This window comes from Deinococcus rubellus, from assembly GCF_025244745.1.
Taxonomy (GTDB): Bacteria; Deinococcota; Deinococci; order Deinococcales; family Deinococcaceae; genus Deinococcus; species Deinococcus rubellus.
This window is the reverse complement of sequence record NZ_CP104213.1, coordinates 472288-496272: the sequence shown is the minus strand read 5'-3', so window position 1 is coordinate 496272 and position 23985 is coordinate 472288. Positions and strand designations below refer to the sequence as shown.

The 23985-nt window shown below is 65.0% G+C and carries 26 protein-coding genes; 11 read left to right on the top strand and 15 right to left on the bottom strand.

Annotated elements, in window-relative coordinates:
- Positions 1–7: 7 nt before the first annotated feature.
- The 3 genes from rpsR to rpsF all read right to left on the bottom strand — a co-directional run bounded on the left by rpsR (position 8) and on the right by rpsF (position 1703).
- Entirely contained in the window at positions 8–274 is a 267-nt protein-coding gene (gene rpsR, locus N0D28_RS02560; protein ID WP_161882260.1) for a 30S ribosomal protein S18, read from the bottom strand.
- 73 nt (positions 275–347) lie between these two features.
- Positions 348–1238 carry a single-stranded DNA-binding protein gene (locus N0D28_RS02555; protein ID WP_260560837.1) on the bottom strand — a complete coding sequence of 297 codons (891 nt, stop codon included), beginning with the start codon at positions 1236–1238 and terminating at the stop codon, positions 348–350.
- A 153-nt stretch (positions 1239–1391) separates the two neighbouring features.
- Complete coding sequence (gene rpsF, locus N0D28_RS02550; RefSeq protein WP_260560836.1) at positions 1392–1703, bottom strand: 30S ribosomal protein S6; 312 nt, start codon at positions 1701–1703, stop codon at positions 1392–1394.
- 224 nt (positions 1704–1927) lie between these two features.
- Here rpsF and N0D28_RS02545 point away from each other — a divergent pair, with 224 nt between their 5' ends.
- Together N0D28_RS02545 and N0D28_RS02540 are read left to right on the top strand one after the other, a co-directional pair.
- A complete protein-coding gene (locus N0D28_RS02545) occupies positions 1928–2962 on the top strand; it encodes an AfsR/SARP family transcriptional regulator (protein ID WP_260560835.1) in 1035 nt (344 codons plus the stop codon).
- 226 nt (positions 2963–3188) lie between these two features.
- Positions 3189–3857, top strand: a complete 669-nt coding sequence (locus tag N0D28_RS02540) for a response regulator transcription factor (RefSeq protein WP_124870390.1) — start codon at positions 3189–3191, stop codon at positions 3855–3857.
- Positions 3858–3947: 90 nt separating this feature from the next.
- Here N0D28_RS02540 and N0D28_RS02535 read toward each other — a convergent pair whose 3' ends face one another.
- The 4 genes from N0D28_RS02535 to N0D28_RS02520 all read right to left on the bottom strand — a co-directional run bounded on the left by N0D28_RS02535 (position 3948) and on the right by N0D28_RS02520 (position 7301).
- A complete protein-coding gene (locus N0D28_RS02535; RefSeq protein ID WP_260560834.1) occupies positions 3948–4343 on the bottom strand; it encodes a Fur family transcriptional regulator in 396 nt (131 codons plus the stop codon).
- A 67-nt stretch (positions 4344–4410) separates the two neighbouring features.
- Positions 4411–5928, bottom strand: a complete 1518-nt coding sequence (locus N0D28_RS02530; protein ID WP_260560833.1) for a potassium/proton antiporter — start codon at positions 5926–5928, stop codon at positions 4411–4413.
- A gap of 105 nt (positions 5929–6033) precedes the next feature.
- Positions 6034–6480, bottom strand: a complete 447-nt coding sequence (locus N0D28_RS02525) for a response regulator (protein WP_260560832.1) — start codon at positions 6478–6480, stop codon at positions 6034–6036.
- A gap of 155 nt (positions 6481–6635) precedes the next feature.
- Positions 6636–7301 (bottom strand): response regulator transcription factor, encoded by a 666-nt coding sequence (locus tag N0D28_RS02520; protein WP_260560831.1) that lies wholly within the window; start codon positions 7299–7301, stop codon positions 6636–6638.
- A 342-nt stretch (positions 7302–7643) separates the two neighbouring features.
- Between N0D28_RS02520 and N0D28_RS02515 the strand changes: the two genes are divergently transcribed.
- On the top strand, positions 7644–9305 hold the full coding sequence (locus tag N0D28_RS02515) for a ribonuclease J (protein WP_260560830.1): 1662 nt from the start codon (positions 7644–7646) through the stop codon (positions 9303–9305).
- Between the two features lie 120 nt (positions 9306–9425).
- Positions 9426–10775, top strand: coding sequence for a VanW family protein (locus tag N0D28_RS02510; RefSeq protein ID WP_260560829.1), 1350 nt, complete (start codon positions 9426–9428; stop codon positions 10773–10775).
- Positions 10776–10843: 68 nt separating this feature from the next.
- Here N0D28_RS02510 and N0D28_RS02505 read toward each other — a convergent pair whose 3' ends face one another.
- The 6 genes from N0D28_RS02505 to N0D28_RS02480 form a co-directional block, all read right to left on the bottom strand.
- A complete protein-coding gene (locus N0D28_RS02505; RefSeq protein ID WP_260560828.1) occupies positions 10844–11689 on the bottom strand; it encodes a ParB/RepB/Spo0J family partition protein in 846 nt (281 codons plus the stop codon).
- A complete protein-coding gene (locus tag N0D28_RS02500; protein WP_260560827.1) occupies positions 11673–12422 on the bottom strand; it encodes a ParA family protein in 750 nt (249 codons plus the stop codon). The genes N0D28_RS02505 and N0D28_RS02500 overlap by 17 nt, the downstream gene beginning before the upstream one ends.
- Before the next feature lie 57 nt (positions 12423–12479).
- The gene (gene rsmG, locus N0D28_RS02495; protein WP_260560826.1) at positions 12480–13202 is read right to left on the bottom strand and encodes a 16S rRNA (guanine(527)-N(7))-methyltransferase RsmG; all 723 of its coding nucleotides are present in this window, start codon (positions 13200–13202) and stop codon (positions 12480–12482) included.
- Between the two features lie 133 nt (positions 13203–13335).
- Positions 13336–15207 carry a tRNA uridine-5-carboxymethylaminomethyl(34) synthesis enzyme MnmG gene (mnmG, locus tag N0D28_RS02490; RefSeq protein WP_260560825.1) on the bottom strand — a complete coding sequence of 624 codons (1872 nt, stop codon included), beginning with the start codon at positions 15205–15207 and terminating at the stop codon, positions 13336–13338.
- 82 nt (positions 15208–15289) lie between these two features.
- Positions 15290–16051 (bottom strand): metallophosphoesterase, encoded by a 762-nt coding sequence (locus N0D28_RS02485; RefSeq protein WP_260561823.1) that lies wholly within the window; start codon positions 16049–16051, stop codon positions 15290–15292.
- An 18-nt stretch (positions 16052–16069) separates the two neighbouring features.
- Positions 16070–16684: a single-stranded DNA-binding protein gene (locus N0D28_RS02480; protein ID WP_260560824.1), complete on the bottom strand. Its 615-nt coding sequence runs from the start codon at positions 16682–16684 to the stop codon at positions 16070–16072.
- 223 nt (positions 16685–16907) lie between these two features.
- On the opposite strand from N0D28_RS02480, the gene N0D28_RS02475 reads away from it, so the two are divergent.
- The 7 genes from N0D28_RS02475 to N0D28_RS02445 are packed head-to-tail and all read left to right on the top strand — an operon-like array spanning position 16908 to position 22498.
- The gene (locus tag N0D28_RS02475; protein ID WP_260560823.1) at positions 16908–17816 is read left to right on the top strand and encodes an ABC transporter ATP-binding protein; all 909 of its coding nucleotides are present in this window, start codon (positions 16908–16910) and stop codon (positions 17814–17816) included.
- Entirely contained in the window at positions 17813–18373 is a 561-nt protein-coding gene (locus N0D28_RS02470) for a CcdC protein domain-containing protein (protein ID WP_260560822.1), read from the top strand. The genes N0D28_RS02475 and N0D28_RS02470 overlap by 4 nt, the downstream gene beginning before the upstream one ends.
- The gene (locus tag N0D28_RS02465) at positions 18370–19161 is read left to right on the top strand and encodes an ABC transporter permease (protein ID WP_260560821.1); all 792 of its coding nucleotides are present in this window, start codon (positions 18370–18372) and stop codon (positions 19159–19161) included. Before N0D28_RS02470 ends, N0D28_RS02465 begins: the two co-directional genes overlap by 4 nt.
- Before the next feature lie 31 nt (positions 19162–19192).
- Positions 19193–20371, top strand: coding sequence for a sensor histidine kinase (locus N0D28_RS02460; protein WP_260560820.1), 1179 nt, complete (start codon positions 19193–19195; stop codon positions 20369–20371).
- Positions 20368–20970, top strand: a complete 603-nt coding sequence (locus N0D28_RS02455; protein ID WP_260560819.1) for a response regulator transcription factor — start codon at positions 20368–20370, stop codon at positions 20968–20970. The genes N0D28_RS02460 and N0D28_RS02455 overlap by 4 nt, the downstream gene beginning before the upstream one ends.
- Positions 20967–21635: a VOC family protein gene (locus tag N0D28_RS02450; protein WP_260560818.1), complete on the top strand. Its 669-nt coding sequence runs from the start codon at positions 20967–20969 to the stop codon at positions 21633–21635. Before N0D28_RS02455 ends, N0D28_RS02450 begins: the two co-directional genes overlap by 4 nt.
- Positions 21632–22498, top strand: a complete 867-nt coding sequence (locus tag N0D28_RS02445) for an ornithine cyclodeaminase family protein (protein ID WP_260560817.1) — start codon at positions 21632–21634, stop codon at positions 22496–22498. The genes N0D28_RS02450 and N0D28_RS02445 overlap by 4 nt, the downstream gene beginning before the upstream one ends.
- On the opposite strand, the gene N0D28_RS02440 is transcribed toward N0D28_RS02445, so the two are convergent.
- Positions 22489–23361 carry a MerR family transcriptional regulator gene (locus tag N0D28_RS02440; RefSeq protein ID WP_260560816.1) on the bottom strand — a complete coding sequence of 291 codons (873 nt, stop codon included), beginning with the start codon at positions 23359–23361 and terminating at the stop codon, positions 22489–22491. The two genes, N0D28_RS02445 and N0D28_RS02440, sit on opposite strands and share 10 nt — an antisense overlap.
- A gap of 67 nt (positions 23362–23428) precedes the next feature.
- Positions 23429–23668: a hypothetical protein gene (locus N0D28_RS02435; RefSeq protein ID WP_260560815.1), complete on the bottom strand. Its 240-nt coding sequence runs from the start codon at positions 23666–23668 to the stop codon at positions 23429–23431.
- Positions 23669–23985: the final 317 nt, after the last annotated feature.

The window sequence follows — 23985 nt, the reverse complement described above, 5'->3', positions numbered from 1 at the left end:
CTTATCCTTACTTCCGAACCAGTTTCTCGGTATAGGGCAACAGAGCCATCTGACGCGCCAGTTTGATGGTCTGGGCGATGCGGCGCTGGTGCTTGGCCGAGAGGCCGGTGCGGCGGCGGGGCAAGATCTTGCCGGTGTCGGAGACGAACCGGCGCAGCATCTTGACGTCTTTGTAATCGGTAATTTCCAGCTCGCCGATGGCGAACGGATCAACCTTGGGCTTGCGGGGACGCTTGGGTCCCTTGCCACGCGGTTTACGGTCAGTCTGGGTCATGGTTTCCTTGTTGAAACAGCATTACGGCAGCTTTGTGCTGCCACTGACCTTTCGTCTCAAGCCTGGTTGCGGCTCAAAACGGCAGGTCTTCTTCCGGCGGAAAATCGTCGAGGCCCTGATCAATATCCAAGCTGGCCGAACGGTTCCCCTGCGGCGAGGCCGCCCGCGCCGGTGCAGCGTTGCTGCCCGTGCGCGTCGGTGCGCTGCCCGTGGCCATCGTACGGGGCGCGCCGGAGGTGGCTGCGGGTGCACCGGCACCCACGCCTCGGGCCAGAGCTTCGACTTTCGTCGCCTCTACTTTGGTGGTGTTGCGCTTGTTGCCGTCTTTGTCCTGCCAGCTGTCGTTGACCAGCCGTCCCTGCACCAGCACCGGGTCGCCCTTGCGCAGGTTCTGGCAGGCTTCGGCCAGTTCGCGCCACAAGGTGATGTCGATCCAGTGGGTCTTTTCCTGCTGGTTGCCGTTGCGGTCTTTCCAGGTCTCGTTGACGGCCAGTCCCAGTCCCAGCACCGCGTCACCCGTGGGGGTGTAGCGCAGTTCGGGATCGCGGGCCAGATTGCCGATCACGATGACGGTGTTCCAGCCGCCGCTCATCCGCACGCCGCCACCAGCGTCTTGCACCAGTTCGGCTTCGCTGCCCAGAGACTCCATTCGCAGCGCCTTGACGCGAACCTGTGAACGCTTGCCGCCTTCGGGGGCTTCCCACTGGCTGTAGTCCAGGGTGCCTTCCACGATCACGGGATCGCCAGATTTCAGGTTGCGCTCCGACTGCCACTCGGCGGGTTTGCCGAGAATGCTGACGCGGTGGTACCAGGGCAGTTTGCGCTCCTTGCCGTCGTTGCCGATCAGGTGGTCTTCGCCAGCAACCGTGGCTTCGAACACCGGCACCCCGCTGGGGGTGTAGCGCAACTCGGGATCGCGGGCGAGGCTGCCAACCAGATAAACATGATTCATTCCACGGGCCATGTGCGTGTCTCCTTGCGTGTCAATCGTAGCTAATGGGCTTGAGTATGGTTGCGGGCGCTTGGCCTTCGTGTGTCCTCACATCGAAGTGCAGCCAGATTAACAAAGGCAGTTCATTCTGTCAAGAGCGTAAAAATTGGCAGACTCAGGTCCGGCTTACGCCTTCTTGGTCTTCCATTCGGGACGGTCCTTGACCACCAGCACCCGGCGCACGTTGTCGCGCAGGCGCAGGCTGGCCGCGATGTCCTTTTCAGGATCGCCGCTGGCCTTGATGGTGTACATCAGGTAGTAGCCCTCGCGGTCCTTCTGGATCGGGTACGCCATCCGGCGGTTTCCAGCGTCGTCGAGATTCGTCACTTCAGCCCCGGCGTTTTGCACGGCGTTGCTGATGTAATCCTTCTCGGTCTGAAGCTGCTCACCGCTGAGGGTGGGGTTGAGAATCAAGTTGAGATCGTATTGACTTTGCATAATTTCACCTCCCTCTTCGCGTACTTGGCCGGTAAACTCCGCTCTGTAGTTGAAAAACAGCAACGTGGCGGCACGCAACTCGAAATTGTAGCAGGCCTGCGCGACGGGTGCAAAGCCTTAAGACGCCCCAGCCCCCGGACGCTTTTCAGGATGTGACGTTTTCGTCTTGCGTAGCGCTGACAGCATCATCGCCAGGACAGCAAGGAAACTGTTACACTTCTCATATGCCGCGTATTCTGGTGGTGGACGACGACGCTGCCATCCTCAAACTGATCAGCGTGATTCTCTCGCGGGCAGGCCATGAAGTCCGCACCAGCAGCCATCCGGTGGAAGCGCTGGAAATGCTCAATGTCTTTACCCCAGATCTGGTGATCAGTGACGTGGTGATGCCGTACATGACTGGCCTGGAATTTCTAGAACAGGTGCGGGCCAACGAGAAGCGCTCGGCCCTGCCGTTCATGCTGCTCTCCAGCCACGCCGAGCGCGGCGACGTGCGCCGGGGCATGAACCTGGGGGCCGACGATTACCTGCCCAAGCCGTTCACGCCCCAGGACCTGCTGACCGCCATTGACGCCCGCCTGAGACGGGCCGGGCTGGCGGCGCGGGGAGCCAGCGGCACTGAGGCCAAGGCGCTGGGCACCGCCCAGGTCATCTGGAAAGGCGAGAGCGTGTCGTGGGTGTCGCGCAAGGCGCTGGAGCTGTTCTTTTATCTGCTGGAACACAGGGAAGTCACCAGTTGGCAGGCCGCCGAGGCGTTGTGGCCTGAGAAGGACGAGGCCAGGGCCAGCAGCCTCTTTCACACGACCCTGCACCGGCTGCGGCGCTCGCTGAGCAACGAGGCGGTGGTCAGCACCAACCGCCGTTACACCCTGGCCGACGACATCAACCCCAGTTACGATGCTCAGCGCTTCGAGCTGCTGACCAAGCAGGCCGAGGCAGGTAGCCTGGGTCTGGAAGAGCTACGCGAACTCGCCAGCCTCTACGGCGAATTTCTGCCGGGCGTGGATTCGCCCTGGGCCGACGATGTGCGCTCACGCCTAGAGCAGCGCCAGCTTTCGGTTCTGAGCCTGGCCGCCCGCGCCGCCGGGGACGCCGGACGGGTCAAGGACGCCGCGCAGTTTCACCAGCGGGCGCTGACCATCGATCCGCTCAGCGAGCAGGACTGGAACGGGCTGGCCAAGGCCCTGAGCGCCTTGGGCGACCCGCGCGCCCGGCTGGCGGCGCAGCGCGAAGCCTGGTGGGCTGTCGATTTCGAATAACCGCATCCATATCCATTGACTCCAGCAAGCTGAGCGGCGTGTCAGAGCGGGCAGTACGGCCTCCCTCTGGGCCAAGTTCGCATGAAGTTCACCAAGAGCCTATTAAGGGAGCATAAACCGACGGAAGCGCTGCGCTTCACCGTTGGGGCCACGGCCTTCATTAAGATGGCCCGTAAGCATCGAAAAGGCGCTGGGGTCCTCTCCACCCCAGTGAAGATGACCATCCATGGAACAGCGCATCCTCCTGATTGAAGACAACCCCGACATCACCCGCGTGGTGCAGTACGAACTCGAGCAGGCCGGTTACCGGGTGCTGACCGCCCCGGACGGCGTGACGGGCCTGACCAGCGCCCGCGAGAACGCCCCTGATCTGGTGATTCTCGACCTGGGTCTGCCCGACTTCGACGGCGCGGAAATCGCCCGCCGCCTGCGCAAAACCAGCGCCGTGCCGATCATCATCCTGACGGCGATGGACGCGGTGGACCGCAAGGTGAACTTGCTGGAAGCCGGGGCCGACGACTACATGACCAAGCCCTTTCACCCTGAAGAACTGGTCGCCCGCGTCAAGGTGCAACTGCGCCACCAGCAGCACGGCGAGGTCATTCAGATCGGCGCGCTGGAAATTCACCCACAAAAGCGGCTGTGCCACTACAACGGCCACGAGGTCCGGCTCTCGCCCAAGGAGTTTGACCTGCTGACCTTCCTGGCGCGGCAACCAGGCCGGGTCTACTCGCGCCAGGAGATCGAGCGCGAGGTCTGGAACGGCGAATTGCCCAGCAACAGCAATGTCGTGGATGTGCACATGGCCAACATGCGTGCCAAGCTGCGTGACCTCGACGGCTACGGCATCATCCGCACGGTGCGCGGCATCGGCTACGCCCTGAAAACGCCCTGAGCACTTCTCTGCCAGAAAGGTCGCCTGCACCCCAGCTCAGTACGGGGGCAGGCGAATCCCTTTATGGTGGCGAGCTTTGAAAGAGAAGGCTCAGTGGTTCGGTTTGTTCTGACAGGCGACACACACCCCATGCACTTCCAGGCGCACATCCGAGACTTGGAAGCCGCCGGGCAGCAACGTTCTGGGCAGGTTCGGCAGCTCCTGCACTTCAATGTCGAAAATCGCTCCGCAGGTCCGGCAGACGGCATGGTGGTGGTGATCGTCACGCCTGAAATCGTAGCGGGTGGCCTGCCCGGCACGTTCGATGGTCACGGCCACACCATCGCGCACCAGCGCGTCTAAGGTCCGGTACACCGTGCCGAGACTGAGGCTGGGCAGTTCGCGCCGCACTTCCTGATGAATCCAGGCGGCGTCGGGGTGCGTGCGGGTGGTCCGCAGGGCCTGGAGCACCGCCTGCCGTTGCCGCGTATTTCGCACCATCGTCATACCGCCGAGTCTAGCAAAAACCGGCGGGCTGCCTTGTGAGGCTGGTCAGGCTCTGACCCACCAAGTTTCAGCGGGCCGATCTGGCCGATTTCTCCTTGCGGCGCGGCGGACCCAGCGCCGCCCGAACCGTACCCTGGTGGCCCAGCTTGGTCTGCACCGCTTTCAGATCGTCGCCGAGTGCCAGCACCAGCACGCTGTCGCCTGCCTGCAAGGTGGTGGCCCCCTTGGGCACCAGAAATTCGCCGCCCCGGTGCACCAGAATGACCAGCGCGTCGGGCGGCAGCTTGAGGTCCATGATGCGCCGCCCGTCGGCCTCGCTGCCCGGCCCGACATCCACCTCGGCCATGTCGTTTCTGCCGGTGCCGGTGGGCCGGTAGGCGATGGGATACACGGGCCGCTTGGGCGTGTCCTCGCGCACCCTCAGCCAGCGCGCCACCAGCGTCAGGGTGGTGCCTTGCAGCAGCACACTGGTCAGCACGATGAAGAACACCGCATTGAAAAGCAGGTTGGCATTTGGCACGCCCGCCAGCAGTGGGAAGGTCGCCAGCACAATCGGCACCGCGCCGCGCAGCCCCACCCAGGCCACCATGCTCTTGTCGCGCTTGGGCATCTGCGAGGCGGCCAGACTGAGATACACGCTGACGGGCCGGGCCACGAACACCAGCACCAGTGCGCAGGCCAGCGCCAGCCCGGCGGTGGGCAGCAGCTCGTGCGGATTGACCAGCAGGCCCAGCATCAGGAACATCCCGATCTGCATCAGCCAGGCCAGACCGTCGAGGAAATCGAGCACGCTGCGCTTGTGGATGAAGTCGGCGTTGCCGATCACCAGCCCGGCGATATAGACCGCCAGAAAGCCGCTGCCGTGCAAGCTGGCCGCCGCGCCGTAGGTCATCAGCGCCAGCGCGATCAGCATCACCGAGTAAAGGCCCTCGAACTGCAAATTCAGCTTGTTGATGGCCCACAGGCTGGCCCGGCCCAAACCGTAACCGAGCAGCGCCCCCAGCAGCATCTCCCGGAGAAACTGTGGCGCAAGGCCCAGCACGCTCTGTCCAGGGTCCTGGATCAGCGCAATCAGGCCCAGCGTCAGGAAAACGGCCATCGGGTCGTTGCCACCGGATTCGAGTTCGAGCAGCGGGGTAATTTCGCCCCGTAAGCCCAGGCGGCGTTCCTTGAGTACGGTGAATACGGCGCTGGCGTCGGTGGAACTGACCACCGCGCCCAGCAGCAGGGCACTCAGCCAGGGCAGCCCGAAGGCGAGGTGGGCGAACGCGCCCATGACCCCGGTGCTGAGCAGCACGCCCAGCGTTGCCAGCGACAGGCTCTTTTTCAGCACCGGGCGCACCAGCGACCACTCGGTACTTAGGCCACCCTGAAACAGGATGAAGCACAGCGCCACCGTTCCGGCCCACTGCGCGAACAGGTAATTGCTGAACTCGATGCCGCCGGGACCGTCGCTGCCTGCCAGCATGCCCACGCCCAGAAAGAGCAGCAGTCCCGGCACGCCCAGCCGCCCCGACGCCTTACTGCCGACGATGCTGGCCAGCAGCAGTGCGCCCGCGATCAGGATGTACAGACCGCTGTTCACCTTGCGGCCTTCCAGTCAGACGGCAGCGAGACTGAAGTCATGACCGCAGTATGACGGCAGCGGCGCACAGGAAGAGAAGTCAGAAAAGCAGAACCTTTCGCCTGACTACAGGCGGTTGGGCAGCCGGGCCACCTGGCCCCAGAACTGTACCAGCGCGCCCACCATTTGCCGCAAGCCGTCGGGATCGCTGGGCTTGATCAGGTAGGCGCTGGCGTGGGCGTGGTAGGCGCTGCGAATCTCCTCCTCGGTGTCGCTGCCGCTGAGCATCACCACCGGCAGGCGGCGCAGGCTCACATCATCGTGGGCCTTGAGCGCCGAGAGCCAGTGCAGACCGTCCTCGCCGGGCAGCGCGCCGTCGAGCAGCACCAGGGCGATGCGGGGGTCGCGGGCCAACGCGGCGCGGGCCTGAGCACCGTCACGCGCCACGTGCAGTTCAATGGGCGAGTGGGCACGCTGAACCTCACCGAATGCTGTCCGGATCAGATCGATGTCGGCCTCACTGTCCTCAATCAGCAGAACATGCAGCGGCCCGACGCGCCTGGAGGTTTCCATTCAGCCTCCGGCACGCGGCAGCGCAGCGCCCATGTACAGGGTGATCCAAATCAACATTGCCTCAAGATAAACGCCTGTTGGTGAGGAGATTGTCAGCTTGGCCCGAGTTTTGTGAAGCCCGTCCGGTTCACTCGGACTGCGAGATATGAACGCCCTCAGCTCCGCAGCGCGTAGCCCACGCCACGTACGGTCCGCAGCAGGCCGTAGCCGTCGAGGTCGCGCAGCTTGGCGCGCAGATTGGCCATATGCACGTCCACGACGTTGCTGCCTTCAGGCAACCGGCCCTGCCAGATGTCTTGCCCGATTTCCTGGCGCGAGTAGACCCGGCCCGGCTGGCGAATCAGGAGTGCCAGAATGTCGAACTCCTTGGGCGAGAGCCGCAACTCCTCTCCCTTGTAGCGCACCAATCTTTTTTGCGGGTCGAGTTCGAGGTCACCCAGTGTCAGGCTCTCGGAGCCGCGCTGGCGAAGCTGCACCTTGATGCGGGCCAGCAGTTCGTCGGGGTGAAACGGCTTGATGACGTAGTCGTCGGCTCCCAGGCCGAGCAAACGCACCCGCTCCTCAACAGTGTCGCGGGCCGTGAGCACGATGACTGGCACGGTGCTGTTCTTGCGCAAGCGCTGGACCACGTCACCGCCGTCGAAATCCGGCAGGCCCAGGTCGAGGAGAATGAGTTCGGGCGGCTCTTCGCGTGCTTTGATCAGGCCAGTCATGGCTGTGTCGGCATGGTCGATCTCAAAGCCCGCGTCGGTCAGGTCGAGGCGCAGCACGTTGGCAATATCGAGGTCGTCCTCGATCACAAGGATGCGTTGGCGGGTCACCTGGACATTGTACCTGAGACGCCACAGTTTCCTGCGGAATGGGGCGTCTCACGAAATAGCCGGGTGAGGCGGGCGGCTTCGCAGGGGAGAAAGGGATCAACAGACGGGTGGATCGCCGCGCTGCCGCCGGGTTCGTGTTAGTCTGACACCACTGCATCTGCGGATGCCTCTTCATTGTTTTCGTGCAGGCTTTGACTTGAACCGCATTCTTTGAAACAGGAAACAGCAACGCTTTAAGCAGTTCTTTTGATTTGATTTCTCCCCCGACCCGGCATCTCCGGCTTTGGCCGAAACCCAAGTTCACCCACCCCGGCCCTCAACTGGCTGGGCACAAGGAGCAGGATGACCAACCTCAACCCCAACCCCAACGCCGACGCCCTGGAGATCATTCCTTTAGGCGGCATGGGCGAAATCGGCAAGAACATGTTCGCCTACCGCTACGGCGACGAGATTCTGGTCGTCGACGGCGGCCTGGCCTTTCCCGAGGCCCACCAGCTCGGCATCGACCTGATCATTCCCAAGATCGACTATCTTCAGGAACACGCCGGGCTGATCAAGGGCTGGATTCTGACGCACGGCCACGAGGACCACATCGGCTCGCTGCCCTACATCATGCCCCGGCTGCCGCGCGTGCCGATGTACAGCGCTGCGCTGACCCTGGGACTGTTGCGCGAGAAGCTCAGCGAGTTCGGCATCAAGGAAGCCGACACCGATCTGCGCGAGGTCGAACTTGATGCCCAGGTCCGTATCGGGCAGCATTTCGTGGTCGATTTCTTCCGCATCACCCACTCGATTCCCGACAACATGGGTTACATCTTGACCACGCCCGTCGGCAAGGTCGTGCACACCGGCGACTTCAAGATTGACCGCACGCCCACCGACGGCAAGCTCAGCCAGCTCGACCGCATCGAGAAAGCCGGGGATGAGGGCGTGCTGCTCCTCATCTCCGACAGCACCAACGCTGAGCGCCCCGGCTGGTCGACCAGTGAAGCCGAGGTGGCCGAGAACCTGGAAGCGCTGATCAAGGCGGCACGCGGGCGGGTCTTTATCACGACCTTCGCCTCGCAGACCCACCGGGTGCAGAACATCGTCCGCAGCGCCGAGAAGCTGGGCCGCCGGGTCATCATGGAAGGCCGCAGCATGCTCAAGTACGCCCAGGTCTCACAGCAGCTTGGTTATATGGAGTTCAGAGATCCGCTGGTGACCAGTGATGAGGTGGGTGATCTGCAAGACTCGCAGGTGCTCTACATCTGCACCGGTTCGCAGGGCCAGCCGATGAGCGTGCTCTCTCGCCTGGCCTTCGGCAACCACGCCAAGATCGCCCTCAAGCGCGGCGACACCGTCATCCTGTCGAGCAGCCCGATTCCCGGCAACGAGGAAGCGGTCAACACCGTCATTAACCGGCTCTACGAGATCGGTGTGGACGTGCTGTATCCGCCCAACCAGAAAGTCCACGCTTCCGGGCACGGCAGCCGCGAGGAGCAACTCCACATTCTCAATCTGGCCCGGCCCAAGTACTTTTTGCCCTGGCACGGCGAGCCGCGTCACCAGATCAACCACGCCCGCCTGGCCCAGACGGCGACCCGCCCGCCGCAGCGCACCCTGGTCGCCAAGAACGGCGACATCGTCAAGCTGACCCCGGACGACTTCAAGGTGGTGGGCACCGTTCCCGCAGGGGCTGTCTACGTGGACGGCCTGGGCGTCGGCGACATCAGCGACGACATCATCATGGACCGCATGAGCATGAGCCAGGAAGGCGTGCTGATCATCACGGCGGTGCTGCACCCCACCCCGCACATCGAATTGGTGTCGCGCGGCTTTGTGCGCAGCAACCGCGAACTCGAAAACCAGATCCGCAAGGTGGCGCTGGAAGCCGTTGAGCAGGGCACCCGCGAGAAGAAGCGCCTGGAAGACATCCGCGACGACATGTACGGAGCAGTCAGGCGGTTTGTCCGCAAGGTAACGGGCCGCAACCCGGTGCTGATTCCGCTGCTGGTGGACTGAAGCAGTGAGCTGAGTGGTATGGGTCAGCGGGCGGGTCGGTGTGGGCTGGCCCGCTTTGCTTTTACACACTGGCCCAGCCGCCATCACGTTTCTGCGCCGACACCGTGAAATACTCTGCCCATGCCGCGCGTTTTCCTTTCCGCTTCCCTGCTGCTCACACTGGCGCTGCTTGCCTCGCCACTGATCCACGCCCAGGAGATTCCCCCCACACCTCTCCCCTCCCCCACCGCGCCGGAGTCGCCGCCGCAACTCCCTTCGGCGGAGCCTGCGCCCACTCCGGCGAATACCGCCCCGGCAGTCACGCCCCCGGCAGTCACACCAGCACAGCCTGCTCCCGCTCCAGCGGTGCCCGTCAAGCCCGTATCTGCCGCGCCCAAGCCAAAGGCCACCGACAGCCTGACCCTGCGCTTCGAGGCCAGCTTTCCCGCCGTGGTGGACGGCAAGAAAACCAGCCTCCCCTACCGTGAGACGCTGATCATTCCTCCGGAGCGTCTGGTGCAGTTGCGCGCCCAGGGCAAGGTGACAGCCAGCCTGGACGCCGACCTCAAGGCGCTCCTCAGCCGCGTCACCGGCCCGGCCCGAGATGCCCGCTTCGAGGTCCAGCCAGACGGACAGTGGGCCATCGTGCAGCACAACAGCTTCACGGTAGACGCGGCAGCAGCCCGCAGCACCCTGGCAGCGGCCCTCAAAGATGGACAGACCACCCTGATCAAGCTGATACCCACCGGCAGCGTCGCCCCAAAGCGTACCCTCGATTACTTTGTTTCACGTGGAATTACAGCGTTTCTGGCAGGCGGTCAGACCGGCTACGACGGCTCCAGCCCGGCCCGCATCACCAACATTCACGTGGGCACACAGGCCTTTCAGGACAAGTTGTTCGAGGGCGACACTTTCTCCTTCAACCGGATGCTGGGGCCGATCACGACCAGGGCAGGCTTCGTGACTGGCCTGGTAATTGCCGGAGAGCGCACCGCATCGGGTATCGGCGGCGGCATCTGTCAGGTCAGCACCACCGTGTTCCGGGCGCTCTACGGTGCTGGCCTGCCGATTACCGAGCGGCGCAACCACAGCTATCAGGTCTATTACTACGATCCGCAGGGCCTGGACGCCACCATCTACCAGCCCAGCCAGGACCTGCGCTTTGCCAACGACACCGGCGGCGCACTGTGGTTCCAGTCCGACTGGGACGATGCCCAGAAGCTGCTGGTGGTGCGGGTGTTCGGCAAGGCGCGCGATTTCGACGTGCAGGTGCAGGAGCCGCGCATCCTCAGCACCACGCCCTCACCGCCCGACAAGATCATCACCGACGCCACCCTCAAAAAAGGCGAACGCAAGCAGGTAGACTGGGCGGCCCAGGGCGCAGTGATCGAGGTGGACCGCCTGTTTGTGCGGAACGGCAAGACCTTCAAGCAGGACACCCTGAAAAGCAGCTACCGTCCCTGGCCGAACATCTTCACAGTTGGCCGCTGAACGAACCGTATTGGAACTGGGCCGCCCCGATCATGCCGGGCGGCCCTTTCCATTTACTTTGCGGGCGCTTACTCCTCGGTGTAACCGAGCACGTCCAGAATCCGGTCCAGCTCCTCGCGGGAACTGTAACTTAGTTCTAAGCGGCCCTTGTCGTCGCCCGTGATCTTGACCTTCGTCCCGGTACGGCGGCTCAGCGCCAGCTCGACCTGCCGCCAGGGCCGGGGCGGGTTGACCTTGATCGGCACGCTCTCCCCTCCCCGGCGGCGTTCCTCACGTTTGAGCGCTTCCGCACCGCGCACGTTGAGGTGTCGGGTCCGAATTTCACTCAGTGCCCAGGCCCGGTCCACTTCCGGCAGGGCCAGCACCGCGCGGGCATGTCCGGCACTGATCTCACCGTTTTCCAATGCCGCCAGTGCCTCGGGCGGCAGGCTCAGAAGCCGCAAAGCGTTGGCCACGGTGCTGCGGCCCTTACCCACCGCTTTGGCAACGCCTTCCTGGTTGTGGCCCTGGTCAAGCAGGGTCTGGTAAGCCCGCGCCTCCTCCAGCGGCCCCAGGTCCTCGCGCTGCAAGTTCTCGACGATGGCGATTTCCAGGGCCTCGCGGTCGGCCAGGTCTCGGATAATCACCGGCACTTCGCTTAGGCCCGCCAGTTGCGCGGCCCGCCAGCGCCGCTCGCCCGCCACGATCTCGAAATGCTCGCCGCGAGGGCGCACCAGCAGCGGTTGCAGCACCCCTTTGTCGCGGATACTCTGTGCCAGTTCGGCCAGCGATTCCGGCACGAACACCTGGCGCGGCTGGTAAGCGGCCTGCACGATCTGCTCGATCTTGAGGCTCTGGGCGCTGAGCGGCGCGGCACTGACCGGACGGCTGAGCAGGGCATCGAGGCCACGTCCCAGGCTAGATTTTTTCGACACGCTGCATCACCTCCTCGGCCAGGCGCTTGTAGGCCGCTGCACCACTCGACAGCGGCGCGAACTGGTTGATGGCCTTGGCAAAGCTGGGCGCTTCCGAAAGCCGGACATTGCGGGGAATGACGCTCCAGAACACCAGCTCGCCAAAATGCTGCCGCACGCTCTGCTCGACTTCTTGCGCCAGATTGGTGCGCCCGTCGAACATGGTGATGGCCACGCCCAGCACCTTGAGCCGGGGATTGAGCGCAGCCCGTACCCGGTCCACCGTCTCGGTCAGCCCGGCCAGACCCTCCAGCGCGTAGTACTCGGCCTGAAGCGGAATGAGCAGGGCGTCGGCAGCCGCCAACACGTTGATGGTCAGCGGCCCCAGACTCGGCGGCGCGTCAATGATCGCCACGTCGAAGTCGCTGAGCTGCTCCAGCACGGCGTGCAGGGCATACGGCTCGTCGGCCAGCTCCACGCCCGCTCCAGCCAGATCAGGCGTTGCCGGAAGGACGCTCAACCGCTCCTGCCCCGTGCCCACGATCAGGTCGGCAGTCCGCTCCGGGCTGCCCAGCGCCTCGTACAGGCCTGCCTCCACACCCCGCAGACCCAGACCACTACTGGCGTTGCCCTGCGGGTCCATGTCGATCAGCAGCACCCGCCGTCCCCCGGCAGCCAGATACGCCGCCAGATTGATGGCCGTCGTGGTTTTTCCCACGCCGCCCTTTTGATTCACGATTCCCAGCGTCTTCATTTCATCTTCACATCGTCACCTTCAGGGCAGGCGGATGATCCGACCTGACCGCCGCCTTCAGAATAGCGGTTGTTTGCCGGGCACACCCTCACGCCGGGGGTAGTTGGCCAGCGTCGTGCCCAGCTTCCGCATCACCACCAGGCTGCGTGGGTCGTGCGACACCGGCAACTCGAACTGTTTCACATGAAACAGCTCGCCGCCCAGCTCGGCAGCCGCCCGGCGTCCAGCTTCCAGTTCCTCTGGGTTGAGCTGGCCTTTCTGGGCAATCAGCAGGCCGCCAGTCTCCAGCAGCGGCAGTCCCAGTTCTGCCAGTACTGGCAGGGCCGCCACCGCCCGCGTCACGACACGCTGATACTGTTCGCGGTGCGCCGGATCGCGCCCCAGGCTCTCAGCCCGGCTCGCCAGCACCTGCACCTGGCCGAGCTGAAGCCGGGCCGCCGTGCGGGCGATATACTCAGTCTTCTTGCGGGTGGCGTCCACCGCCAGAATCTGGAGCTGCGGATAGACAATCGCCAGTGGCAACGCTGGAAAGCCCGCGCCGCTGCCGAGATCGAGCAACCGGGTTGCCTCGCCGAGCCAGCCATCCAGGCCGCAGGTCAGGGAATCAATGAAGTGCTTCAGAATGATGTCGCGCTCAGCCGTCAGGGCTGTGAGGTTCATCTGGGCATTGCCTTCGAGCAAAGCCGCCTGAAGTTCGGCGAACGCAGGCAGATGCGGCCTCAGATCAAGACCTAATTCGAGGCCACCCTGCAACAGCAGCGCCTCACCCTCGGGGGTCATGACCGCACCCCACACTGAAATTGTTTGTCTCTTGCCATGCCCTTGCCTCGTCCGTCACAGTTTCACGTGAAACAGCCCACCTGTCAAATGGTTCGCTTCCTGAAGCTTTGTTTTGGCCACCATCAGACCGTTTTCAGAACGATGTTTCACGTGAAACACGATTGCGTTGGTCGGGACCATGCTGTTTGATATAGATCAGCAAGCTGGAGATGTCAGCGTGACGTACACCCGGCAAGCGTGCCGCCTGGGCCACCGTCTGCGGCTGGGCACGCCTCAACTTCTCGCGGGCCTCGTTGGACAGTACCGGCACCGCCGCGTAGTCCACACCGCTCAAACTGAGGCCGCGCGCCCGGCCCTCGGCGGCCAGCTGACGCTTGGCGCGCTCAATGTACCCGGCGTACTTCACCCGGATTTCCAGCGCTTCCCGCTCATCAGGACTCAGGACAGGCAAGTCCAGGCCCATCGCCTCGACATCGCCGAGACTGAAATCAGGGCGGCGCAGCCATTGATCGGCGGGCTGGCCCTGGAACCGCTGACCCTCCATGGCGCTCTGGCCCGCCTCGATCCGTCGGTACTTGGCCTGCACCCGACCAAGTTGCTGTTCTGGCACCAGACCCAGCTCAAATCCCTGCCCAGTCAGCCGTTCGTCCGCGTTATCCTGGCGGATCAGCAAGCGGTGTTCGACGCGGCTGGTCATCATCCGGTACGGCTCGTCGCTGCCCCTCAGCGTCAGATCATCAAGCATGACGCCGATGTAACTTGTTTCACGGGAAACAATCGGGGCGTCGCCGTGACCCTGGAGCAAACCGAGCGCGCGCCGGGCCGCCGCCGTGCCCGCAACCAGCCCCTGAGCCGCCGCCTCCTCGTAGCCACTGGTGCCGTTGAGCTGGCCCGCTGTAAACACACCTGGCAAGAGGCGCGATTCGAGATGCAGGGTCAGCTCGGTGGAATCCACCACGTCGTACTCGACGGCGTAGGCGTAGCGGTGGATCACGGCCCGCTCGAAGCCCGGCAGGGTCCGCACCAGCTGATCTTGCAGGCGGGGCGGCAAGCTGCTCGAAAAGCCCTGTAAATACACCTCACTGGTATCGAGGCCCTCGGGTTCGACGAACAGTAAATGACGGTCATGGTGGGCAAACCGCACGACCTTGTCCTCGATACTGGGGCAGTAGCGCGGCCCCAGGCCTTCGATGTCGCCCGCATACATCGGCGATTCGTGAAGGTTCTCGTGGATCAACCGGTGCGTTTCGGGGGTAGTGTGGGTCTGCCAGGTGGGGGAGCGGGCGGCGTTTGGGCCGGAATGGCCAGTAAAACCGCGCGGCTGGGGATCGGCAGGAATCTCCAGCAATGCGGCAAAGTCCACCGCATCGGCCCGGACACGCGGCGGGGTGCCGGTCTTGTAGCGCTTGAGAACGTGCCCGGCGCGGGCCAATGGAGCCGAGAGGAAGCGCGACGGCGGCTCGCCCTGCCTTCCCTCGCCGCGCGACTGTCTGCCGTACCAGGTCAGGCCGCGCAGGAAGGTACCCGCCGCAATGACCACGCTGCGGGCCTGGAAGCGGCGGCCATCGGTGGTGACGACCTGCCAGCCCTGAGCATCTGGCTCCAGGTCCGCCGCCTCGCCGCGCACGATCTGGAGATTGGGCACGTCGAGCAGCAGCTCCTGGGCGCGCTCGGCGTAAGCGTCGCGCTCGTTTTGCACCCGCAGTGACTGGACGGCGGGTCCCTTGCTGGCGTTGAGGGTGCGGGTATGAATGGCGGTGTCGTCGGCCAGGCGGGGCATCAGGCCGCCCAGCGCCTGGATCTCGAACACCATCTGGCTCTTACCTGGGCCGCCCACTGCCGGGTTGCAGGGCATCCTGCCGATGGTCGCCGGGTTGCTGACCAGCAGAGCGACAGAACCGAACTTGGCGGCGGCCCAGGCGGCCTCGATGCCCGCGTGCCCGCCACCGATCACGATGACATTCCAGCAGCGCGGCGCGGAGGAGGAAGTGTGGGGCACAGTCATTGGATCAGTCTAGCGGGCAGGGGAGGGGCCGGGCGTGCCAGGTGTGACACTCAAGTTTCTGCGGGCACTGGGTCTGGACAGCTCAGAACGGCACGGCCCGCACACTCAGCACCGGATTGTGCTGGTCGGGGTCGAGCAGCAACTCCAGGTACTCGCGGTCCGGCAGAGCGTCGATCATGGCGAAGCAGGCCGCTTCCTCCAGGTGAATACCGCCGTGCATCTGGGTGTGGCCGTAGATGCCGTAGGCCAGGTCAGCCATCATCACGTATTCGGGGGTGTCGTGCCACCAGCGTTTGGGCCCGTGATCGGTGTAGAACAGATCGTCGTAGTACGCGAAGGCGGGCAGCGGCCCCACGTGGGCAAATTGCACCCGGCCCACCCGCAGCTCGCGCAAAAACCCCTGAAACCAGTGGCGCAGGTGGTCGGGCAAGACCACGCCGCCGCGCTCCGGGTCGAACTCATCATGGGTCAGCCCACCGCTGGTGCCGAGCTGGTAGCGGTGATGGACCACGCCGTCGTCGTGGTTGCCCAGAATGAAATGCACTGAGGTGGGCGCGGACTTCTGAAAGGCCTGCAGCTTTTCGAGTTCGCGGACCTGCTGGCGGGCGGCAGCGAAGAGATGGTCCTCGTTGCGCGCGTCGAAGGTGCTCAGACCGGTGAGCCGGGCATACTCGCCAAGGTTCTTGGGATGCACCAGATCACCGATAAACACGACCTGATAAAAGCCCTGACGCACCGGGGGGGTCGGCTGGCCGTGAGCGTCAGCGCAACTTGCCGCCCGGAGCGCCGCCCACATGGTGTCGAAGTCGGCGTGAACGTCGCCGATGGCAATAAATTTACGGATGGTCATCTGCTGACTCGCCTAGCGCCGCTGAAGGGCCTGAAGCTCTTTGTAGATGGCCCGGCTCTCGTCCACCGTCTCGCCGTAGCCGCGCAGCAGCAGCCGGGTGGCCTCGCCGCCCTTGCCCGCCTCGCGCAGTTGCTCCATCAGGGTATCAATGTGGGCGCGTGCCCTGCTCAGCTGGGGGTCAAGCGGCACCTGAGGCGGCAGGGGGCGCGGCGAGTCACGGCGCGGCTGGGAAGTGGGCAACTCGTTCAGGCCGCCGAGTTCGCTGACGTTGGGACCATCGTCGGGATCGTACTCGACCCAGGGCGCTTCCAGCGTGCTGGACACCCCGAAGTACCTGAAAGCGTCGGCCAGCGCCAGTTTCTTGGCGTCTTCCAGGCTGTGCCCACCGCTGAGGCCCTCACGCACCGCGCCGCCCAGGCTCAGGCGGGCGCGGACCAGCGGAGGCGCGGCGGCGTCGCAGGCCCAGGTCAGCCCCCAGGCCGCGTCGGCGGCACTCAGGTGCTCGGCCAGGGTATCGAGGTCGGGCACGGGCAGCACGCGGGCCTGGTCACCGCGTACCTCAGCCACCGCCCAGGCACTCAGGGCGGCGCGCAGCGCCTCGCGGACGACATCGGTGGCATCGGACATGCCCAGCAGTCTAGCGAGTTTCGGCCTCCTGCGGCGGCGGCTTAAGCCACGTTCAAGGCGCGGCGGATGGGGGGTGGGGAAGGAGAGCGGCCCAGCACTGAATTGAATCGGCGCTGAGTTGAATCAGCCCTGGGTTGAATCAGCACTGGGGATGACACCTGTCACCTTCCAGCCCTGACGCCACTCACTACACTGACGAATCATCCAGGACCACACTGAACCCATGAATGACGTGGTTTGCTTCGAAGGAATTTCCCAGCGCTTCGGCCCGGTCATGGCCCTCACCGATCTCAACCTGGAGCTGAAGGCCGGGCAGCTCAGCGCCCTGCTCGGCCCCAACGGCGCGGGCAAGACCACCGCCATCGATCTGATGCTGGGCCTGAGCCAGCCGACGTCCGGCACGGTGCGGGTGCTGGGCGCGGACCCCCGCGAGGTCAGCACCCGCACGGGCATCGGCGCGATGCTTCAGGACATCAACGTGCCCTCCGGCCTCAGCGTGCGCGAACTGGTGGCCCTCTACGCCGCACTCTACCCGCAGCCGATGACGGTGGACAAAGCGCTCGCGCTCTCCGGCTTGGTGGAGCAGGCCAAACAACGCGTCAGCGGATTGTCGGGCGGCCAGAAGCGGCGACTGAGCTTCGCGCTGGCGGTGGTGGGCCAGCCCAGGCTGCTGCTGCTCGACGAGCCGACGGCGGCGATGGACGTTCAGGGCCGCGCCGCCTTCTGGCAGGGCATCGCCGAGCTGCGCGAAGGCGGCTGCACGGTGCTGCTGACCACCCATATGCTGGAAGAAGTAGACCGCACCGCCGACCGGGTGATCGTGCTGAACAAGGGCCGCGTGGTGGCCGACGGGACGCCGGGGAGTGTGCGGGAGCGGGTGGGCCTCAGCCGGGTACGCTTCATTAGCGTCCTCAGCGCCGCCGAGTTGCACGCCTTGCCGGGAGCCGAGACGCTGGACATCGGGCAGGCGGGACAGGTCACCTTCAGCACCCGCACGCCCGAAACGCTGGTACGGGCCGCCCTCAGCGCCGCACCCGAGTTGAGCAACCTGGAAGTCACGCGGGCCAGTCTGGAAGACGCTTTCCTGAGCCTGACCAACGACCAGTTGACTTCTGCGGCGGTGAGCGCATGACTGCCTCGCCCATTCATCCCAGCTTATGGCCGATTCTGGGCGGCGGCCTGCTGACCATCTGGATACTGGTTCGGCGCTTCCGCTATACGGTAGGCGCGCAGCCGCTGGACGTCCGTGGTCGCCGCCGCCTGAACACCCGCTCGATCATTCTGGGCGTGCTGCTGCTGCTGACCTTGGTTGCGCCGCATACGCTGACGAGCTACGGCGCAGGCGCGGCGGGATTGCTCATCGGTGCGGGGCTGGCGTGGTGGTCACTGCATCACACCCGCTTTAATCGAGATGCGGCGGGCGCGGCCGTTGGCTACGTCCCGAATGTCTGGATCGGCAGCGCGGTGTTCGTGCTGTTCGTGGCGCGGCTGCTGTGGCGGGTGGTGCCGGTTGTTCTGGGAGGCCAGTTTTACAACCCGTCGGGCAACGCGTTTGACCCCAGCCAGTTCAACGCCAGCACCTTCACCTCCGGCAGCCCGCTGACCTTCGCCCTCTTTGCCGTGTTCGTCGCCTACCAGATCGTGTACAGCTTCGGCGTGCTGAGCCGCGCAAAAGGAGCAACTGTATGACCACTTCTAACGTTCCGGCCACTGCCCGCCACATCGCCTCACCCCTGCGCCCCTTCATGGCCCTGGCCCGCGCCGAGGTTGTGAGGCTGCTGAGAAACCGTTCTTATCTGATTCCGGCGTTGCTGCTTCCGATTCTGTTCTTTGCGCTGTGGGGGCTGCCCAACGCCAGCGGCAAACTGAGCGGTGTCAACGCCGGGCAGTACATGCTGGTGTCGTATGCCGCCTACGGGCTGATCACCACGGCCATGTACGGCTTCGGGGTGGCGGTGGCTTCCGAGCGGGCCTCAGGCTGGTGGCGTCAGCTCCGAATCGCGCCGGTTTCGCCCGTCGCCATCTTCGGAGCCAAAATCACTGCCTCACTGGTAATGGGCCTGCTCAGCTTCGTGGCGCTGTGCCTCTTCGCAGGGCTGGTCGGACACGTCTGGCTGAGCGTGCCGATGTTTTTCAGCGTGCTGGTGCGGCTGCTGCTGGGCATGGTGCCGTTCGCGCTGCTGGGGCTGGCACTGGGCCTGCTGGTCGGGCCGGACGCGGCAGTGGGCGTCGCCAACCTGATCTCGCTGCCGATGATGTTCGCCTCGGGCATCTTCATTCCACTGGAAGTGGCCCCCGCTTTCGTCAAGACGATTGCACCGTACCTGCCCGCCTATCACTACGGTCAGCTCGGCTGGAGCGCCCTGGGAGCCGGACAGGGTGCAGAATGGACGCACTGGGCCTGGCTGGCCGGGTACTCTGCCGTGTTCCTGCTGATCGCCCGCTGGGCGGCAGGCCGGGCCGAGACACGGCGCTGAGCGGTAGGGGGTAGGCCGCAGGGGAGGGGAGATGCAGACACCGGGAGTCGTCAAGAAACCCAACTGGGGACGCTTCTGGCGTCTCTTTCCGCTGGTCTGGCTGGTGTATCTGTACTTCCCCATCTCGGGAGTGCTCAGCAGCAGCACGCCGGAGATCATCAAGCTGCTGATCATGCTGGGCGTCGCCGTGTTTGTCTGGTTGTGGATGCAGCTCTACAGCCAACGCGAGGCCCGCGTTCGCCACGCCCGACACCTGGAGACTCATCAACTGTGGGTGCTGGCAGGCTACCTGTGGTGCCTGGTGATGTTCGCCGGACTCACGCTGCTGCCCGGCGTGCTCAGCGGCAACGGCTTTACCTTTCTGGTCTACGCTGCCGCCGTCGCCGGATTCCAGCGCAGCTTCCGGGTGGCGCTGTGGGGATTGATCGTGGCTGTTTTTGCCATGTTCGTGCCGGGCTGGCTGGGTGCGCCGCCACTGGGCGTGCTCGACATCGTGCAGGTGCTGCTGCTCTCCAGCTTCGCCATGTACGGCAACCACGCCGGGTTCCGTCAGGGCATGGCCCAGGAGCGCCTGGAGGAAGTGCAACTGGAAAAGGAAAAGCTGGCCGCCGACGCCGAGCGCGAGCGGATTGCCCGCGACCTGCACGATCTGCTGGGCCACACGCTGAGCGTGATTGTGCTGAAAAGTGAACTCGCCAGCAAGTTGGCCGAGAAGAATCCGGCCCGCGCCATAGAAGAGATCCGCGAGGTGGAGCGCATTTCGCGTGAGGCCCTGAGTGAAGTCCGCGCCGCCGTGCAGGGCTACAAGGGCAGCGGCCTGAGCGCCGAACTGGCCCGCAGCAAGGTGGCCCTGGACGCGGCGGGTGTGCGCCTGGTGCTGGAGCGGCCCCTGCTGGAACTGCCGCCCGCCACCGAAGCCGGAATCAGCATGGTGCTGCGCGAGGCCGTGACCAACATCGTGCGCCACGCCCGCGCCCAGAGCTGCACCGTCGTGATTGAGCAGCGCGGCGAGGCGTACTGGCTGGAAGTCAGAGACGACGGGGTGGGCGGCCTTGGCCCCGAGGGCAGCGGCCTGACTGGCATGCGCGAGCGGGTGCGCGCCCTGGGCGGCGAGCTGAAACGCGAGGGCGAGGGCGGCACGCGGCTGAGCGCCCATTTTCCCGTTGCCCAGCCCTCACAGCGGTCCGCACTCAAGAAGGCGACGGCGTGATCCGCGTTTTGCTGGCCGAGGATCAGGCGCTGGTGCTGGGCGCACTCTCGGCGCTGCTGTCACTGGAAGACGATCTGGACGTGGTGGGCGGCGCGGCCAACGGTGAGCAGGCACTGGAACTGGCCCTGGCGCTCAAGCCGGATGTACTGGTGACCGACATTGAAATGCCCCGGCTGAGCGGACTCGATCTGGCCGCCAAAGTGCGCGAGAGCCTGCCCGCCACCCGCGTCATCATCGTAACCACCTTTGCCCGCAGCGGCTACCTGCGCCGGGCGCTGGACGTGGGCGCACGCGGGTACCTGCTCAAGGACGCACCCGCCGCCGAGCTGGCCGACGCCATTCGGCGCGTCCAGGCAGGCGGGCGGGCGATTGATCCCACGCTGGCCGAGGAAGCCTGGGAAGCCCAGTCGCCGCTGACCGAGCGTGAGCGCCAGGTGCTGGCTGAGGCTGAGAGCGGGGCCAGCACCGCCGCGATTGCCCACACCCTCAAACTCTCGGAGGGCACCGTCAGAAACTACCTCTCGGAGGCCATCGGCAAGCTGGGCGTGGGGGGCCGGGTGGAGGCGGCACGGGCCGCCAGAGAGAAGGGTTGGCTGTGAAAATCACGGCGCTGGAACTGGCCTGCCACAATCTGGAGGCGCAGAAACAGTTTTACGCGGAGATCCTGGGGCTGACCCTACTGGAAAGTTCCGACTCTGGATTTTCGGTACAGGTGGGCCGCACCCGCCTGACTTTTCGTTTACGGCCGGAGCGGCACGGCGTGTATCATTTCGCCTTCAACATTCCTGAAAATCAGGTGGCAGAGGCCAAGAGCTGGATTCAGCAGAGAGCAGCGCTGCTGGAAGAAGACGGCAACGACGAATTTACCGCCAGCGCTGCCTGGAACGCCCGGATGTTCTACTTCCGCGACCCGGACGGCAATATTCTGGAGTGTATTGCCCGCCACCGCCTTGCCAATGCTTCGTCGCAGGCATTCGGCCCCGCCAGCTTGCTGAATGTCAGCGAGATCGGCTGGCCTGTTGGGGACGTGCAGCGAGATGTGGAGCGTCTTCAACAGCAACCTGGGCTGAGCGTCTTTGGAACCCCCTCCAGCGCCTTCACGCCGCTGGGCGACGACGAGGGACTGCTGATCGTCGTTGAGCTTGGGCGGCCCTGGTTTCCCACCGCGCAGGCGGCGGCCCACTTGCCACTGCGCCTGACCCTGGCCGACACCGCCAGAGACCTGGAACCGGAGTGGGAGGCCGCACCCGGGAGGGTGACATGAGACTGCTCACCGACACCGATGTGGCCCGCTTTCCCATCGCCCAGGCAGTCGAGGCGATGCGGGCGGCCTTGCGCCTCCATGCCCAGGGCCGACTCACCGCACCGCCCCGCCTGAGCGCCGCTGGGCTGACCTTCACGGTGGGCACGACACCGGACGCGTTCGGCTTTCGGGTATATCCCGTTGTGAAAACGCCACGCTCAGACCAGTTGGTGGCCGTCTGGAACACCCAGGGCCAGGTGGAGGGCGTGATCGTGGGCAGCACGCTGGGGCCGCTGCGAACCTCGGCGCTGGGCGCGGTGGCCGCCGATGTGCTGGCCCGCCCGGATGCTTCGCGCCTCGGCCTGATCGGCAGCGGCACCCAGGCGAAGGCGCATGCTCTGGCCGTCGCCACCGTGCGCCCACTCTCGCAGATTCTGGTGTACAGCCGCGACGCGGCCCACCGCCAGAAGCTGGCTGCCGAGCTGCGCGCCCTGGCCCTGCCCGCCGAGGCTGCCGCGAGTGCCGAGCAGGTCTGCGCCGAAAGTAACTTGCTCACCTTAGCGACCAACAGCGCCCAGCCCATCATTCAGGCCGACTGGGTGCACCCCGGCACGCATGTCTGCACGCTGGGGCCGAAGGAAAAAGAGGGCTGCGAGTTTCCGCCGGAGTTGGCCGAGCGCTGCACCCTGATCGTCACCGACAGTCCGGCACAACTGGCCGCGACTCCGGGCGGGCCTATCCTCTCCGCCGCAATCATGAGAGCGCTGAGCGAGTGCGTCCAGAGCCCGCCACCCCGCCGTGAGGAGGACATCACCCTCTTTCTGTCGGTGGGGCTGGCGGGCACGGAAGTGGTGCTGGCGCAGAAACTGTTCAGTCAGGCTTGATCTCTTGGCACAAACGGCCAGGCCACATCGCCCACCACATCATCCGGGCCGGTATCGTTCCAGGCGCGGTTGTAAACCTCACGCGGCGACAGCTGACCACACTGACCGAGCTGGTTGCCGTAGGCCCGCGCCGCGTCGTAGGCCGCCAGAATCTGCGGAAAGACGAATTGCGCCTTGGTGAGGGTGACGTAGGCTTCATGGTGGGCGCTCTCTCGGCGCAGCACGAACTCGCCTTCTGCCACGAGATCGCCCCTGTAGGGAAAGCAGATCTCCACCGGGCCATCGCTGTCGTTGTTGACCTCACCGTGATAGATGGCAAACATCGGCCCGGCCACCTGAGCGCCCTGCTCGGTGATAAAGGGCAGCAGCTTACTGGAATCTTCAAACAAGCCCTGGAGGTCTTGCACCAGCACCCGGCGTGTCATGGAGACGATCTGCTGCTCCGGCACGAAGCGCTGCTGAAGGGTGAAGGTGCTTTCTGAAAGGGCGCTCTGGGACATATCGCTACTCCTTTGATCGGTGAACACCTGGCCCAGCAAATACTCGGCCAGCTCGCGCCGCTGAGCGTAGGCGGCTTCCACGCTTTGCCACAGCTGCTCAAACCGCGCCCGGCGCTCGCTGCTCGGCGCGTCCAGCACCTCGGCAATGGCGCTCAGCGGCAAATCGAGTTGACGCAACAAGCTGATCTGCCTGGCCCGCTCAAGCTGCGCGGGGTCGTAATAGCGGTAGCCGCTGGCGTCGTCGGTGTAGGCGGGCGCGAGCAGGCCGAGCGCGTCGTAGAGCCGCAGCGCCTTGATGCTGAGGCGGCTGAGGTGCGAAAAGGCCCCAATCGTCATGCTGGCGCGGGTTGATATGTTCGGCATCCTTCACCCTCCGGAGGTAAGCGCAGTGTGCAGCCTGCCCCAGGGGACGAGTCAAGCGCCGGGCAATTTAGACCCTGGCCAGCCAGACCCAGGCCAGCAGCGCCGCGCCGCCGAGCAGCAGCCAGCTTGCGGTGCGCGGCACGCTCAGCAGCTCGCCCGTGGGCGGCAGACGCCGCAACCGGGGCAACACGAAGTTGACCCACACCAGCAAGATGCCCGACCCGAAGCTCGCCGCGCCTGCCGAGGCCAATGTCAAAAAGAGGTCGCGGGTGCCTACCAGCGTCGCCAGCACCGCCACCAGACCCACCAGCAGGCAAGGTTGAAAGGCTGCGCCACAAGGGTTCCAACGCCAGGCCCTGCACCACCTCATGCACGTCCCCGAACGGCGCAAACGACAGCGCCAGCAGGTATCCCGCCGCCGCAAAGAGGCCGGTGTGGCCCAGCAACCACCAGAAGTACCAGGCTGTGCCAATGGCAGGCGTGCGGCGCAGCACGTCAAGGCCGACCATACCCTGCGCGGCGCTGGCGAGCGGTCCAGCCAGCGCGATCAGCCGCCGCCCCAGCTCGCCAACACTCGCCTCGTCGTAATTCATCACCGCGCTGCCGACAGACACGCTGCGTGCA